We start from the raw sequence: 14,828 nt of genomic DNA, 5'->3' as shown, positions 1-14,828 counted from the left end.
TTAGTCCTCCTCTTTTTCTATATATTTTTTTCTAGGTTCGAAGTTGGATAAGGCTTTATAAGAGGTGTTTTTCCCTAAGTCATAGGTTTCTCGGTACTTTTTGTTTTTCTGTGCTTTTTCAATTTTTCTATCCGCATATTTGTTCGAAATGACCTCTCCTACGGTATCCGTTGTTAATGGTCTGGATGAGTTTGCCAGGTCTGTTTTAAACTGCTGGACACCAGTTAAACTATCTAGTTGAGGAACGTGTACTTGACTGAGTGGCTTGGTGAATGCGCGTGACACATTAGCAGCTGAAGAGACTTGTCCTGCAGAAAGATTGCTGACGATTGCAGCTGACGGCGTGAAGCTTGCAGAAGGCGTTCTTGAAGAACCCGCCAATGAGGCGTATGCCCCTGGACGTGCTGCCGCTAGACTATCTGAAGCCATGCTTTGAACAGCTTTCCCAGCCATCGATTGACGCAAGACGTTGCCAGCATTAGGATTGTTTAGTTGCTGCAATCCTGGTGCTGCTTTGACTTGTTCTGGCATGCCCATGGCCTCGGCTGGTTTTTGGCTAGTAAGCGAATCACCGGCCATCATTTTATTGATCGCCATTTGGCTACCCAAGCTGATTGGCTGTCCTAGCGTATCACTTGCCTCGGATAGTGCTTGATCCATTGCTTGATCAAGCGGTTTAGCCATTGCCAAGTTTGGTGTAAAGCCTCTGCCAGTAGAATTAGTGGTTTCTTTGGCTTCAGTTCCTTCACCTTCTGAAGCCTCACTTAGTAATCCTAGCGACCCACCTGATAATGGTGAAGTTCCCGTCGCAAGTTTGTCGGATCCTTTGGATAACGGTTTATTGGTCGTGCTGCTAAGTAAAGGACTACCTTTAGTTAATCCCACTTCTTCTTGATCAACTGAATCCGTTGCTTCTGTGGCACCATTTGCAGCACTGAGTGAGTCTGTTGCTTTACTAGATCCAGTTAAATCATTTTTGACTTCTTTCTCAAATGCTTCCATTTCGTCTGGACTGAGCGCGTTATCTTTAGGCTTGAATGAATCTGTGTTGTCAGACGACGCTGCTTTCATATCTTGATCCAGCGTATCGGTTTCTCCAGCGTGTTGGAATGCACCACTAGCCAGGCCACCAATGAAGGAGCCGCCTTGTTTGACACCATTCTTCATTTTATCTAAGCCATCTTTTAATTTTGGCAATCCTTTCTTGCCACCATATGCTGCAAGGGCAGCCATTCCCATCGTTTGTTTGACCGCTGAGCCGATTCCCGACTCTTGTCCTGTCAATTCTTGGATAATAAACGGTCCTTCTATAACGATAAAAGCGATAAAAACTTGTAGGATAAACCCTTGAATACTCTCGATTTCCTTGTTTGAGTTGATAAAATTCACCATCAAACGATACATCCGCAAAGAGACCGCAAACAAAATGACATTGATACAGGTATTGACAATTCCCATTAAAATCTTCTTCACTTTGGCAGCCTCTACTAAATCGCTAAACGCAAAGAAAGGGGCAATGATCCCGTTAAATGACGCGTTGTAAATTGCTTTAGTATACTTGTATGAAGTCGCAAGTACAATAATGATGGACAGAATCAACTGACCTAAAATGGTCCAAGGACTCCAGGAATAACGATAGTAATACTCATTGATCGTAAACATGCCTTTGTTTAAGTTCACGACTTCAGGCGTGCCTTCAGCATTAACGATGACTTTTTTTGTGAAGACTTCTTTTGAAATCTTGTTTTCAAAGTCAAAGTCAGAAGCTTTTACCTCTTCTGTGATATCTAGCCATTCCATAGCATCATCTGAATATTCGATCGTAGTCGCTTTGTCAGCCGATGACCAACCAAATGTATCAAATGATACAACGTCGTAAAGATTTTCCCGGATAATCGTCTGACTGGTACTACCATTTGATTGGTATATTGCTTTGGCCACCGAGAAACTTGACGTTAGGAAGGAGGCGGTCAGTGTCGTGCTTAATAAGATAACGCCAATTCCTAATAGAAGATTGTCCATGAGAGTGGGCAATTGGTATTTTTTTGAATTCCGCATGTAACCTAGGAAAAAAAGGATCATGCATAATGTGCCTACGGCAAAAACCGCCACGCGATTGTTCTGAACAAAGCGACCGACTCCGGAAGAAGAAGAAAAGGTCACCAGCTCGTAGACCCCATCTAAAAGCTTCTCTAAACTGTTAAGAACGAAAGAAAAGAGTTGTACTAATGCCCACATGAACTGCCGATAGACCCAAATGATGAGATTGGATCGTAACAAAAAGGAACTGAATTCTCGTAAAACGTCGATTACATCCATTGTGACCTCATTTCTGCTCGGTAAAGTATCCTAAAAACTGTAGTTTTTCAAGCAAAGCTTCATTGTTAAGTTTCTCCAAGTAGTCGACGTACTCCTCATAATATTCAAGTTGATCAAGCTGCTCCAGTCGTTCTGGGTTCGCTTTTTCTAACATTGAGTGGATAGTATAAACAGCATTTTCGCCATATTTTTCGATAAGACTTACCCGTTCTTCAGGTAAATGGACAGACGGTATTGAGGATAAGTTAGCGGCAATTTTATTCCCGTCAACTCCTTTATATTTTTCATCTAGGATTGCTTCTGGTTTTTCCATCAGTGCTGCAATCTCCCTTCTTTGTTCTTCTTCATTTTGTTGTATGTCTTGTTGCGCAAGTGGATTCTTGATTCGTTGGACAAAACTCCGACTGTATTCCTCCAACTCAATATTTGGCACATACGGTAAATCGAGGTCTTGCCAACGGCCATCCGGATCAAAGTACTCGTAAAGATAGGTGTATGCATAGAGCAGCGATCCATCTTCTCCAGTGTTGAAAATAGGATATGCTCGTATGTCATTTCCTTCTAAATCTTTACGATGGATAGATCGATGAACGATCACTTCCCCTTCTTTTAGACGTCCCAATTCAGCGGGCGTAAACAGTGGACGTGTATCAACCGTTTCAGTAAATTGTTTATTGATGTCAAACAAGCCGCCAGAACGACTCTTCATTGTTACCTCTTCCTCACCAAGAAGTGCAGAAAAGTCTTCTCTGGCCTTCTTAGCACCGGACATAAGCCAAAATTTATTCATTGCTTCATCCTCAATGAACTCTCCCACTTTATCCGAGTATTTCATGACTAATTGGTTAGGGTGTTGCACATAAAAATCAATCAGGATACCTCTACCTGCACCAACAGAAAGCATCGAAGAAATATTGGAGAACCCAGGAAATTCCGATAGGTAAGAGTTTGATACTATCTCCGTCTTTTCCCCCGGTCCACACCGTGCGTGCGACTTTCACCGCACACGGCGTTCCATCGTTAATTACAATATAATTTGTTTCCTATCTAATTCATTTTGATTGATATTGGAAAATTAGCTGCTTTTTTTCGATATGTGTTTAGTTTACAAATTTGATAGAGATTTAGTTTCATTAACCGAAGCAGTTTCAGAATAGTTTCTTCACTAGTTGCATGGATTAATCTATGGATTTCTCTGGAGGTAATGACAAGGTTCTTGTAACTATCGTCTTTGGACAAATGATATGGGTTAATGTGATGACATTCAATTTCTTCCATCAAAAGTTCGTTTCCTGTGATAGCGCATTTCCCTTTTTGGGAAATAAACTTAGATATTTTGTTGTCAGAAAATTCCACAGTGCATTTCTTATTGTTACTAAGACCTTTTACAAGATATTTTATTTTCCAACTTTCTACAGCTTGTTGCTCCTGATGAATGAATTTTCTTCCTTCTTTGGTATATTTATTTAGATTTCTCCGTTTATTAAGTGGAGTTCTTTTTTGAATATAACCAATTGGAAGTATCGGAAAACCTTCAATATATCTTATTTGTTTAGACTTTAGATACAAATGGTATCCTTCGTGATCTTGTCCATAGATTCCGGTTCTAGTCATTCCTCTAGCTTTCAATCTTGCTTCTATTACTGTCCTAACACTTCTATAAATCTCAGTAAAATTGACACTACAATGTGAGGCTATCCGATAGTAATTGTGGATGCCGATGACCATCATGTTGTAGTCACCTATTGCTCGGTGTCTACTCCTTTTAGCTCCAGCGTATTGAATTTTTTTTATTTGTTGTTTTAGTTTGTTTTTAATGTTTTCTTCTGCTTTGCGACAAACGTAGGTGAAAGCTACTTTCTTTTTTCCTTTTTTGTGGAGTTTTATTGCAAAACCCAAAAATTCACTTTCAGCTTTATTTAGGTTCGTAACTTTAGATTTCTCCATAGAAATTGGAAGCTTTAGTCTTTCTTTAAGCCATTTTTGAGTGGCATGAAAAGCCCTTTGGGCTTCTTCACCTGTTCGGCAGAAAATTTTGAAATCATCTGCATAACGTACCAGATACACTTCTTTTAAATTTGTGTGGCTTCTTAATTTCGAATAGATATTTCCTTTATCCCATGCTCCGTTTTTCCGATAGTGGTGTTTCAGCTCTTTTACAGTTCGTTCCTCCCATTGATTAGCTATCCACCAATCAAATTCATTCAGGCATATATTCGCAAGAAGTGGACTTAAAATCCCTCCTTGTGGAGTACCCTTGGTTGGAAAAACAACATTGCCTTTTCGCATGACAATTGGAGCCTTTAACATCTTACGAATAATTACAAGGAGTTGTTTATCTCGAATCCCCATTGTCCATATTTGACGCATAAGTTTGGTATGGTTTACCTCATCAAAGAATCCTTTTATATCAATATCTACAACATAATTCATCTTACTTTGATTGATTCTAGAAAGACAATCTGCTATGGCGTTTTCTGTAGAACAATTTGGTCTGAATCCATAGCTATGCTTATTAAATTTTGCTTCGCATATTGGTTCTAAAATTTGTAGAATAGATTGCTGGACTATCCTGTCCCATATTGAAGGAATTCCTAAAGGTCGAAGTTTTCCATTGGGTTTTGGAATCTCTACTCGTTTAACTTTTCTTGGTCTGTAATCCTTAAATCGCCTCTTAATGATAGTCAAGAAGTCTTCACATGCCAATTTCTCAATGTCTTTTATAGTAACTCCATCGTATCCAGCAGTGGTACTTCCTTTATTTCTTTTGATATTTCTATACGCTAGAAAGATATTATTGTCGTCAATAATGAATTTCATGAGATTTTTAAAATTTGATTTTGCAACACTCATTGCGTGCAATTCATCGAAAGTCTCAGTCATGTCGTAGTATTCGGCGTGTCTGAGTTGTTTGTTCTTTAAGCTAATTTCTTTTGTGTTAGTCATGGTTTTATCACGCTCCATTCTGGTTCGTGACCTTTTTAGTCTTACGAGAATCCATGATGTTAATAGGTTTTTTATATTATAAATAACGACTTGAGCCTATTCCTCCAGCTTTATTACAAAGCCTTCACGGGTCATGGCTCTACTTTCACGTCTATCAATCCAAGTTATCCCCTTTATGGGTTTTCCTCAGAACCACTTCATTGGGGTGCTCCCTCTGTGTTAGACGCTTCCCCTGTTCCTTACTATCTATCCATATGTCTCAACTTAGGTGCTTGCTTTTGCCTGTTGACTACTCCATAGCCTTTAACTATGCAAGGTTTTTCATAGAAACCTATTCTTACTCAACCTCGAGTCAATGGAAATATGGCATACCATATTTCCCCCTCGCATTTATACGAGTTATTCGTTTCAGACATTCCATTCACAAGTTAGTCAGATTTTACTCATTCTCACCTTATTGAACTTTTTGGGACACCCGGCCTATAGGTTACACCATCCACCGCTGGACAGCTTTCGCTTGTCAAATGCAATTGCGGTAACTCTCAGCCGACTTCAGCGAGCTTCATACACGTTTGGACGCACATCCTATAATGCATGTCGCAGTATCAGTGGAAACCCTTCAGGGCGTTACCCCATCATTTGATTTCTCAATAGTAAAGTTATTACAACGACAGTTATAACTAGCCTCTTTTGTCTCTAGGCTAAACAGGTCGCACGGTTACCGAACTCATCCAATCCTAAGCGAATCCGTTTGAGTAATTTTCCTCCTTCTAAGCTAGAAGCATATTCGCTGGCGACGTGGTACAGCTGTGAGATCCATGTGCTGGCAATGATATAGTTGGTCTGGATATAATCTGGCAAGACCAAGAAAACAGCTTGTGGTTTGTAGTAATACCAACACGTAACGCCTGCTCTTGGATCAAATGATTCACTAGGCGGCATTTCGACATGATCAATTCCTTTAAAATACTCATCTGAATTTGGAAACGCCTGATATTCTGTCCCCTTAACAACAGAGATCCTTCTCGTTGCTTGAAAGGTTTCATTGAATTCATTGGTAATTTCATAGGTCAAGGTGTATTCGCCAACAGTACTTGGATCCACCTTCCCTTTAACGGTTATCTGATCCGTAAAATTGATTGGCGTAGAATCTTTCGTCAATTTTTTAAAATCAAATGTCGATCGTGCCATCATCTTAGCCACTTTAGGTGCGATAAAGTTTCTTAATTTCGCTTGAGTGGTTGAGAAGATCGAGGCCCGCATTTGACCATCCGCATATTTAACGGTTGAATATTCTAGTTTAGCGGGGTTTCCTGCAGGAAGATTATCAAAATACTTATCTAGTAATGTTCCTCCGCTTTCATCTACGGTACCCAGTTCTGCCAACATGTTTGAGACGGCATACATGGTGATATATTTTTCCGTTTTTGAAGGATCCTCACTCTTTTCAATAAACTCATAACACAAAGCTAGGATGATCGCATTAACAAGCGCCATTGCGGTTTCTTCCCAGATTGGCTCTTTTGCTTCTTCGTTATGATAAAGCGGATAACTGAAGGTTTTACAGAGTTCGATTGCTTCATCAACTTGTCCTTTCATATAGGCATCTTTCACTAATTCCAAAGGGTTATATTGTAAGGATCGATCTAAGTCGATCAGATTAAGTACGGAACATTCATAACCACGTTTTTGAAGCGTACCTTTCCCCATACCAGCAACCGCAAGTTCGTACTTTCCCGAAGCGTAGACCAGGTGTGGCTTTTCTTCTGATCGAGAGTAGACATCCATATCAGGCAAAACCTTTGTTTGACCTTTGGCAGATCGAGAACGGCCTAAGATGAAATTATGAGCAGGCCCTTGATCGATATAGACTTTATCCTTGATACGCTTCACGATCGTTCCACTTGGTCCAGGATACGTTTCTACAGCAGTTCTTGCACTGATTGGCACACCCACGTACTGTGCGACGATTTCTTTGTCTGTTGTTAAGCGCTGCGTCGCTTTGTTTCCTTCTTCCAACGACTCATAGTTCACTTTAATCCGGAACCAGAAATAAAAAAATAGCCCAATACCAGCAAGGTAGAGGGTGAGGTAGATCCACGGATATAGAATCGGGTGAAAGCCGAAAATATTTTGCATAGGCAGTTTCATTGGTAAAACATACTGCAAATTATAAAGAAATGAGCTGATCAAGTTCCCTAATAGGGTCATGAGGAAAAAGACGCCGATCCCTACATAGAGCTGCCCTTTCTTTTTATCCAGTTTCTGAACCGCTGTCTTCAGGCGAGTAAGGAAAAGAATATTTTTTTCTTCACGCATGAACTTTTTCTTCATACCATCGATCGTCCTGTCTCTTCCTGATACGTGTCACGCATGATCTGGTTGTGAAGGATGTGTTGGTTCAATTTCTGATCATTGTCCTTGGAAAGGAATTTTTGGATAAACGGAGTATCAAAGGTTGGACTAGCGTTCATGGAGGCCAATCTTTCTGCTGCTTGTTCGAGATTACCTACAACGTAGGTCTGCACGTCTCCGACTTGATCAAATTGCATGAAATCAATGCTTGTACCATCCTTATTGGGTTTTAGCATGATTTCGATCGTTTCATCGACTTGATAAAAAGCATGGCCATCAACTACACGCTTCCTGAAATTCAGCTGTTGTTCCTCCTTATAGTCTTTGATCTCACTGCTTGTTTTTTCGCCAGTATAGCTCCAGTCCACGATTTTCTCGTCTCGATGGAGAGCCAACTTTGCTCGGATCTCTTTTTCTGACAAGGTGGTTGTTTCCTGGGCATAGTGTGAAATCTCTTCTCGAGAAAAAGCAGGATTTTCTGCAATACCATAGTGTGTCGCAAATTGCTCTTCCAAAGCAATAACGTTCGATACGGTTGGGTCACTAAGCTCACGTTCTTCTTGGCGTTCGTTCTTAAGAAGATTCTCCCGACTAAGATTTTGAGACAGAGACGCTTCGATCGTTTCAACGAATTGCTTGGCTGTACGTTGGATGTCTTCAAGGATCTGAAGTTGAGCAGGTTCTTCTTTTTCATCTAGAACACTTAAGTGCTTTGTCCATGAGGCCATATAGCGGATTGCTTCTTCACTCGTGTCGATTCCATAGTGTTTGGTTACGATATAAGAGACCATTTCTGCTTGTAGTTCCTTGATCGACGCGTCAGCTGAGGTTACATTTTCCGTTGTCCAATACCCTAGTTCAGGAAGATTTTTTGGGTCATGGAGCGCAGCGTGGGCCAATTCATGAATCAGCGTTGGGATCTGTTCTTCTTCAGAAAGCCGGTGACTCAAAAAAATTTCCTTTTGTCCTTGATTATCGCTGATAAATGCGCCTTTTGCCGAGCCTAATTCTTGAATGTGAAAGAGAGAATTCTCACGATTATTTATCGGAACATTCAGCTTGTCTGCGACCTGTCTCAGACCTAAATCAAGTTCCTTCAGGAGTTGCGGATCTTTTATTTCAAAAGAGAAGGGCCGATTTGGAAACAACTTCGGGTAGTCTTCTGGACCAGCGGTGGTTTGGGAAATATCAAAAACAGAAGTCAACTTATAGTATGTGACAGTATGTTGCTTCAACTCTTTACGGTCCAACGCCTTTCTTTCTTCAGGCGTTGCGTCGGTCAAACGTTTCGTCTCTCCTGCTTTCGTTTTAAAATAGGTTTGTGGGTTAGGCTGCAAGATACGGATTCCTTTTTCACCCTTTTTCACCGAAAAGCCCATTTTTTTGAAGAAACCAAAACTTCCGACACCACTTGCCCCTGGAAATTGGGATTGGATCAATAGCTGATTCCTAAGCGAGTACTGATAGAAATTCCCCATGAAATCAAGTAATTTCAATTTCTGTTCAGGTGAATCCGTGTATTCTTTGACATGTTCAAGACTTGAAGTTGTCAATGCGGCTATTTCTTCTTGGAGTGCTTCAGTTGATCGCTTAGAATACTTGGCCATGGAATTCCTCCCTTTCCATGAATAAGCCGTCACCCTCTTGGGATCGTTCTTCTAATTGCATCTTAAAGTCTTCGGCAATGACTTCATCTACAGGTGCGCGAAGGATTTCATTGGTTTGTATATCTTTCCCAATCAATGTTGTTGGCTTAACTTCAACCACCTGTACTAGATTTTTTTTACCAGTCATATGAACAAATCTCCTCCTTCTATATTCGTTTGTTTGGTAGTATTTTTTTTAATCCATTGCGTTGCTAATAGATAGTCGGTATCAATCCATTTGCCCAATAGCTCCGTGTGGCTCTTCTCGGTTGACTCAACAATCACTGACAGCTTATACGGATACGGTCCTGATTCAACGCCCTTTAGATTGCTTACGATCTTGTTTTAGTACTATAGCGTTATTCCCCTATAGACCCTCTACTAACATAGAAGAGAGTAGTTTGGTAACTTGAAATAATTTTTAAATCCCATTTGTTTTAATGATAGAAAGTGAAAATATGGTTAATTAATTCGTCCAAATTCAACCAAATATCATCGATTAAGTTAGATTTTTAGTGAGATCTCTTTTTTTGTTGCTTCCTTTTCCTTTAAATATGAACATAGTTAACAGTTAGACTATCCCAATTATTAACAACGGTTATCTCTCATACTTTCTGGAATAATACTCAAAACTTAATAATAGGATATACACACCGCTTCTTATACCATATGGTTGATTGAGACTATATGGTCTCATTGTTTTCTCCTCAAAACTTTGTGTTAAAATAAAAATAAATGAAAGGAACTCAAAATATGCCGGAAACATATAGTAACGCCTATTCGCTGGAAAAAAGTGAAACTTTAGAACCAGAAACAGCTCATCAATTGTCTTTAAATAAAGAACTCACAAATAAAAGTGCGTTCCAATGTTCAAGCACCTGTAATTTTAAGCTAGTATTAGTAAACTTCGGTAAAGAAGTTTTTATCAAAGATCCTCATTTCAGATCTGCTAAATTAGATCAAAGACATTCTTCTTCTTGCTCTTTAGTGCAAAAGGAAGCAAAATCGCGCATCGGAGAAAAAGAACAAAGCTTTTTTTTCAACAGAAATGATAGTAAAATTACTGTTGAAATTGATTTGGTTAAAGGACTGTTAGCAGAAATATCTGATTCAAAGACAACGAATACAGGTAATAAACAGTTAAGTACTTCTTCTTCTGTGGCATATTCTTCATCAAAAGTCCATTCTGATAATAAAAAGATTTTAAATAAAAAATTAAAATCATTAAAAGCATTAATTGATATTTTTGAAAGAACAAAACAAGGAGAACTTTTCGAGATTGTTAATAAATTCGATTTCCCAATCGATCTTAATGACCATTTTCATGACTTAAATCAATTTACAACACTCAATGAAGGAGAGGTTAAAATCTACTATTCTGATGCTTCAGTATCTTTAAGAGGTCCAGAAGATAATCCTTTTTATCATTTAAAGTTAAAATCTGTATGCCATTTGAATGATATAAGTTCTAAACCAACTTTTAATTTAAACCGCAACAACTCGATTCATCATGGTGTTGTTCATAAAGAAAAGTTTTTAAGAAAACAAGCAAAAAGAAGCTCAGAATATAGAATCTACTTTTTTGGTTCATTTAGATTGAATGAATCAAATAAAAATTTTTATATCAATTTTGATCTTAAATGTAATACAGCTCTAGATTATCTGGTGTTCTATCCCTACTAATCCCTAATAACTTAATTGCTTGGTTGCTCACCATTACTACACTACAAAAATTTGGCTGAAGCTGAGCGCAGTGTTTATTTGCAATCTCTTCAGCTGATTCTTTTGAATCGAAATATGTTGTTTCTCTAATTTCATCAGTCCAATCAAAATCTATATACAATTTTCCATCCTTTTCTATTACTTGGCTTTTCACCCAAAAGCTGCTTGATCGCAATCCGTTCTCTAATAGTGGGATTGCTAAAATGAGATATTTTGATTTTCCACTCATCAATTTCCTCCGTATAAAAAAAAGAAGTGTCTCACGATTTAACTAGTAAGACACTTCTTTTTTCTGTAACTTTTTATGGTTTAGCGATCCTCTATTTCTGAATTCTTGATAGTTTGTTCACTCTCGATATTATTTGGTGTAGTGGCCTCTTCACTATTCTCAACCAAAAGCTCACTAGGGGTAGAAACCTCCTCGATAAGATAATCCGAACTTTCTGGTAAAAAAGGTTCACGGACTGCTTTCACTTCGTCGATCGGAGTGCTCTCTTCTGCTGGCGGTTCTTGATCATGTAAAGCATCCACAATGACTTTTCCAACCGCTTCTGTACGCTTGCCGTAGCTATCCGTTGCTGAGATAGGGATCAAAAACTCGCCTTCTGAAGAAGTATCCACGGCGTTTAATGCTGCATCGTCCACTTCAATCGTCGGTAACAGCCCTTTTTTGTCGTCTTCACGATCACTTACAATGATGGAATTGATAAAGTGATTTTGATCAAACGTTGCCCCCGTTTCAATAATCATGTCCGGTATATAAATATTTGGTGCCTCATTGACAACAGTGACAGTCATTGTTTGTTCTTCTGCTAGTTTTCCATCCCGATCGCTGATACCACCAAAACGAACGGTATACGTTCCTTCTTTGCTGATATCCACGTTGTTTTCTAAAATGTGTTCTTCAGTCGCTTCAATCGTCAATCCGTCACGATCGTCTTCACGATCCGTCACCTTCACAAAATCCAACGGATTAAGCGGTTGATCAATCTCCCACTCAATATCTTGCGTATGAATCACAGGCGCCTCATTGGTCACGTGGAAAGTAATCGTTACCGGTCTTGCACTTGCCCCAGAAGAATCACGAACTCTGTATGTTGCTTCGTAACTTCCCTCTTTACTCATGTCTAGATTGGTCGATACCCGAACAGAATCAGTAATATCTCCATCCTCCAGGTCATCTGCTTGGATATAGTCAAGTAGATCAATTTTGTCATGGATCTCTAAATCAATCTCTGTAGCCGCAGGTGTTAATACAGGTCTAGAGTTAACTACTACAATAAGCGTGGCAGAGGCACTATACCCAAAACGGTTGGTCGCTGTAATCGAAATGGTATGAGTACCAGCTGAAAGCGTATAGGAAGATACTTCAATGATTGGTGAAGTATCCCCGCTATCAGTAACTGAAAAATAATCGTAGGGGGAAAATGAATCGCCCTGGTTCAAATAGATCGTTTGTGCAAAAACATTTATGATTGGTGTCGTCTCTTGAATGATTGGTGGTAATGGTGGATTTACGATCGGAGGATCAACAATAACCGGCGGCTCAACAACAGGTAAATCGCCTTCGTCGTCTGGTTCAGGTACAGGAAGCAGCGGCCCTTCTGGCAAAGCAGGAGGCTGTGGTGTAACAGGCGTTTCTGGTGTTTCTTGTGAATCACGCTCACGAATCGCATTGGCGATCGACAAAAGTTCTTGTGGCTGCAATGCTGCACTTCCGGTTTCTCGACGTTGATCACCTGCAAATAAACCTCCTAATGGTGGAGCGAGTTCAAAACGGTCAAAGATACTTGCTGCCTTGTCTTTAGTCCCTTCTTTGACGTTAGGAGATTCCCTCTCCTTCGTAGTCGTATTGCTGCTTTCTTCAGATATCTGCTCTTGTGTATCAGCAGTGCTGGTCTCATCCGTTGAAGATAGTGAGTTTCCTAATAGTGCGACGGTGCCGATTCCTAAGATAGCGGAACTGGCGAAAATCAAAACGGATTTCTTATTATTAAGTAGCTGTTTTTTGTGTTTCATGCTCTAAATACTCCTCTCCTAATTTTTTCAGACGTTTTTCCCATAGTTCTTTGTTTCTATCGTCTTTTTGTTCCTTATAGAAATCGATCATCTCTTGACAGGCCTCTCCAGTTTCTATCAACTCCTCTAAGTAAGGATCGGATAATTCCTTTTGGATATCTTTGGCTGCCTGGAAATTCCCTGATTGCACATACTTGATCCCGCGCACCATCCATTGTTCGGTGATCAGGACAGAGAGCTTTTCACTTTTTAGTGTGCGATTAAGGATCTCTGCTTCTTCTAGTCGATCCAATTGAATGAAAGAGTAAGCGAGCATTACTTTTCGCTCTTCAGTCAACGAAGTTTCATCCAATGAAATAACAGTCTCCCAATCCTCTTGATGAAAGGCTAAATCAAAAGATCCTTCTGGCGTTGGCCATTCCTGATTGAAACTTTTCAATTCGTCAAACCGCTTTTCTTCGGCTAATAACGTTGCAATCGTCCCAATTTCTTCAGGATATTCTACTGCTAGAACCTCTGGCGCTTCCTCTTTGAGACGGTTTTCCAGCAGCTCCTTACTAGATTGGAGATCCTCAACGGCTTCTGTCGCTTGTATCCCTTGATATACGTGGATTCCTGTATAACCAATTCCTGATACTAGGATTATTCCAATACCCCCTATCAGGACTGATCGAAGCCATTTTCTGCGCTTTTTGGGTTGGACATTTTCGTGTGGATCGGCCGCTACTGGTTCTGGGCTTTGTTCTGCTCGTTGGCTGTCCATGATTTCTGATGCCAAATGACCAATAAATGCTTCTGCTGCTTCTTTGGAATAGTTGATTTCCACTTGTTCTTCGATAAATTCAAGAAGATTGTACCCATAGCCGAGTCCCAAGGTCATGACAGCATCAAAGTTGGAATTCTTACGACGTTTGGCATCTTGCTGGTTCGAATAGATTCGAATATGCACGGACTCTTCTACTTCTTCTAGTGCTAGCTGGTCCTCCACTTGTGAAAGCACGGAAAGCCCTTCGTACAGGGATATCGGTTTCTTTAAGAAACGATGATTTTGATCAAATGATATGCTAATCAAGTGACGCCCCCCTATCTGTAAATCGTCTTATCGAGGGAAGTATATGCCCATCATGATGACCGTTTGATGAACAATGGCTACCCAACTTTTGGCTTGCGTTTCTAAATAAGCCATGATTGTGGCTGCCGCAAATGCGCCAATCAATCCAATGCAGGCACGAATCATGTGGTCTTTTCCCATCGAATGCTTTTGTGGTTCTTTGGACATGAAATCCATACAGCCCAGGATAAATTGAACAGCCGCATAAACACCGATACCAGCTAATAGCCAGGTACTTACATCGTCCATGATTTTTTTAAATAGTTGACCTGGATTTGTATTGGCAATCGCAGCGCGTGTCATAAGTTGAAAAATAAATGGATTCATCGTGGGTAAACTCCTTCAGGTTTATTGGTGACGCTAAGGTCGTTGATATGATTCATTAGATAGTTGAAGTGAAGGGTAAACCGCCACTCCTCATAATCAATTCCTTGGCTTTCGATCAACTCTTTTGTTTTTTTCTCAATCTCTTGCTTCTTCGTTTTAGTCAGCGCGTCTATCATCGTTTTGCCTCCTTAATACCGCTTTTTTCGCTTGCTGATCATCATTGCAATCCCAACAGGCACTGCTAAAGCAAGCGTGATAATCAACAGTGTCTTCGGTTCTGCTCCTGTTTGATAAAGGTAAAAACATGTACCAGCTGCTCCAAAGAACAGAATTCCGAAGATTATTAGCATTACTAATTTCTTAAATTGTGTCATTTTGTATTC

At 39.9% G+C, this 14,828-nt stretch carries 13 protein-coding genes; 1 reads left to right on the top strand and 12 read right to left on the bottom strand.

Annotation, left to right across the window (positions count from 1 at the left end):
* From IGI88_RS11030 to IGI88_RS11005, 6 genes are all read right to left on the bottom strand, one after another.
* Positions 1–2,319: a pLS20_p028 family conjugation system transmembrane protein gene (locus IGI88_RS11030; RefSeq protein ID WP_429960479.1), complete on the bottom strand. Its 2,319-nt coding sequence runs from the start codon at positions 2,317–2,319 to the stop codon at positions 1–3.
* Positions 2,320–2,326: 7 nt separating this feature from the next.
* The gene (locus tag IGI88_RS11025) at positions 2,327–3,232 is read right to left on the bottom strand and encodes a TraM recognition domain-containing protein (protein ID WP_429960847.1); all 906 of its coding nucleotides are present in this window, start codon (positions 3,230–3,232) and stop codon (positions 2,327–2,329) included.
* Positions 3,233–3,366: 134 nt separating this feature from the next.
* The gene (ltrA, locus tag IGI88_RS11020; protein WP_429960478.1) at positions 3,367–5,265 is read right to left on the bottom strand and encodes a group II intron reverse transcriptase/maturase; all 1,899 of its coding nucleotides are present in this window, start codon (positions 5,263–5,265) and stop codon (positions 3,367–3,369) included.
* 696 nt (positions 5,266–5,961) lie between these two features.
* A complete protein-coding gene (locus tag IGI88_RS11015) occupies positions 5,962–7,599 on the bottom strand; it encodes a type IV secretory system conjugative DNA transfer family protein (protein ID WP_429960477.1) in 1,638 nt (545 codons plus the stop codon).
* Entirely contained in the window at positions 7,596–9,227 is a 1,632-nt protein-coding gene (locus IGI88_RS11010) for an ArdC-like ssDNA-binding domain-containing protein (protein WP_429960476.1), read from the bottom strand. The genes IGI88_RS11015 and IGI88_RS11010 overlap by 4 nt, the downstream gene beginning before the upstream one ends.
* Complete coding sequence (locus tag IGI88_RS11005; protein WP_016619368.1) at positions 9,211–9,414, bottom strand: hypothetical protein; 204 nt, start codon at positions 9,412–9,414, stop codon at positions 9,211–9,213. The genes IGI88_RS11010 and IGI88_RS11005 overlap by 17 nt, the downstream gene beginning before the upstream one ends.
* Positions 9,415–10,019: 605 nt before the next feature.
* On the opposite strand from IGI88_RS11005, the gene IGI88_RS11000 reads away from it, so the two are divergent.
* Positions 10,020–10,949 carry a hypothetical protein gene (locus IGI88_RS11000; RefSeq protein WP_429960475.1) on the top strand — a complete coding sequence of 310 codons (930 nt, stop codon included), beginning with the start codon at positions 10,020–10,022 and terminating at the stop codon, positions 10,947–10,949.
* Here IGI88_RS11000 and IGI88_RS10995 read toward each other — a convergent pair.
* The 6 genes from IGI88_RS10995 to IGI88_RS10970 form a co-directional block, all read right to left on the bottom strand.
* Positions 10,903–11,217, bottom strand: coding sequence for a hypothetical protein (locus IGI88_RS10995; RefSeq protein ID WP_429960474.1), 315 nt, complete (start codon positions 11,215–11,217; stop codon positions 10,903–10,905). The genes IGI88_RS11000 and IGI88_RS10995 overlap by 47 nt on opposite strands.
* 80 nt (positions 11,218–11,297) lie before the next feature.
* The gene (locus IGI88_RS10990; protein WP_429960473.1) at positions 11,298–13,007 is read right to left on the bottom strand and encodes an immunoglobulin-like domain-containing protein; all 1,710 of its coding nucleotides are present in this window, start codon (positions 13,005–13,007) and stop codon (positions 11,298–11,300) included.
* Positions 12,982–14,079, bottom strand: coding sequence for a hypothetical protein (locus tag IGI88_RS10985; RefSeq protein ID WP_429960472.1), 1,098 nt, complete (start codon positions 14,077–14,079; stop codon positions 12,982–12,984). Before IGI88_RS10985 ends, IGI88_RS10990 begins: the two co-directional genes overlap by 26 nt.
* 27 nt (positions 14,080–14,106) lie before the next feature.
* Positions 14,107–14,445 (bottom strand): hypothetical protein, encoded by a 339-nt coding sequence (locus IGI88_RS10980; RefSeq protein ID WP_429960471.1) that lies wholly within the window; start codon positions 14,443–14,445, stop codon positions 14,107–14,109.
* Complete coding sequence (locus tag IGI88_RS10975) at positions 14,442–14,621, bottom strand: hypothetical protein (RefSeq protein WP_086333131.1); 180 nt, start codon at positions 14,619–14,621, stop codon at positions 14,442–14,444. Before IGI88_RS10975 ends, IGI88_RS10980 begins: the two co-directional genes overlap by 4 nt.
* A gap of 12 nt (positions 14,622–14,633) precedes the next feature.
* Positions 14,634–14,819: a hypothetical protein gene (locus IGI88_RS10970; protein ID WP_220426743.1), complete on the bottom strand. Its 186-nt coding sequence runs from the start codon at positions 14,817–14,819 to the stop codon at positions 14,634–14,636.
* Positions 14,820–14,828 lie beyond the last annotated feature (9 nt).

It is taken from the genome of Enterococcus sp. AZ179, assembly GCF_050498885.1.
Lineage (GTDB): Bacteria > Bacillota > Bacilli > Lactobacillales > Enterococcaceae > Enterococcus_D > Enterococcus_D entomosocium.
The sequence above is the reverse complement of the archived record's forward strand: the minus strand, read 5'-3'. Positions and strand labels throughout refer to the sequence as shown.

Bases quoted from the DNA above. Each gene is read 5' to 3' on its own strand.
- IGI88_RS11030 (WP_429960479.1), bottom strand. From the start codon at position 2,319: ATGGATGTAATCGACGTTTTACGAGAATTCAGTTCCTTTTTGTTACGA.
- ltrA (WP_429960478.1), bottom strand. From the start codon at position 5,265: ATGACTAACACAAAAGAAATTAGCTTAAAGAACAAACAACTCAGACAC.
- IGI88_RS11015 (WP_429960477.1), bottom strand. From the start codon at position 7,599: ATGAAGAAAAAGTTCATGCGTGAAGAAAAAAATATTCTTTTCCTTACT.
- IGI88_RS11010 (WP_429960476.1), bottom strand. From the start codon at position 9,227: ATGGCCAAGTATTCTAAGCGATCAACTGAAGCACTCCAAGAAGAAATA.
- IGI88_RS11005 (WP_016619368.1), bottom strand. From the start codon at position 9,414: ATGACTGGTAAAAAAAATCTAGTACAGGTGGTTGAAGTTAAGCCAACA.
- IGI88_RS11000 (WP_429960475.1), top strand. From the start codon at position 10,020: ATGCCGGAAACATATAGTAACGCCTATTCGCTGGAAAAAAGTGAAACT.
- IGI88_RS10995 (WP_429960474.1), bottom strand. From the start codon at position 11,217: ATGAGTGGAAAATCAAAATATCTCATTTTAGCAATCCCACTATTAGAG.
- IGI88_RS10990 (WP_429960473.1), bottom strand. From the start codon at position 13,007: ATGAAACACAAAAAACAGCTACTTAATAATAAGAAATCCGTTTTGATT.
- IGI88_RS10980 (WP_429960471.1), bottom strand. From the start codon at position 14,445: ATGAATCCATTTATTTTTCAACTTATGACACGCGCTGCGATTGCCAAT.
- IGI88_RS10975 (WP_086333131.1), bottom strand. From the start codon at position 14,621: ATGATAGACGCGCTGACTAAAACGAAGAAGCAAGAGATTGAGAAAAAA.
- IGI88_RS10970 (WP_220426743.1), bottom strand. From the start codon at position 14,819: ATGACACAATTTAAGAAATTAGTAATGCTAATAATCTTCGGAATTCTG.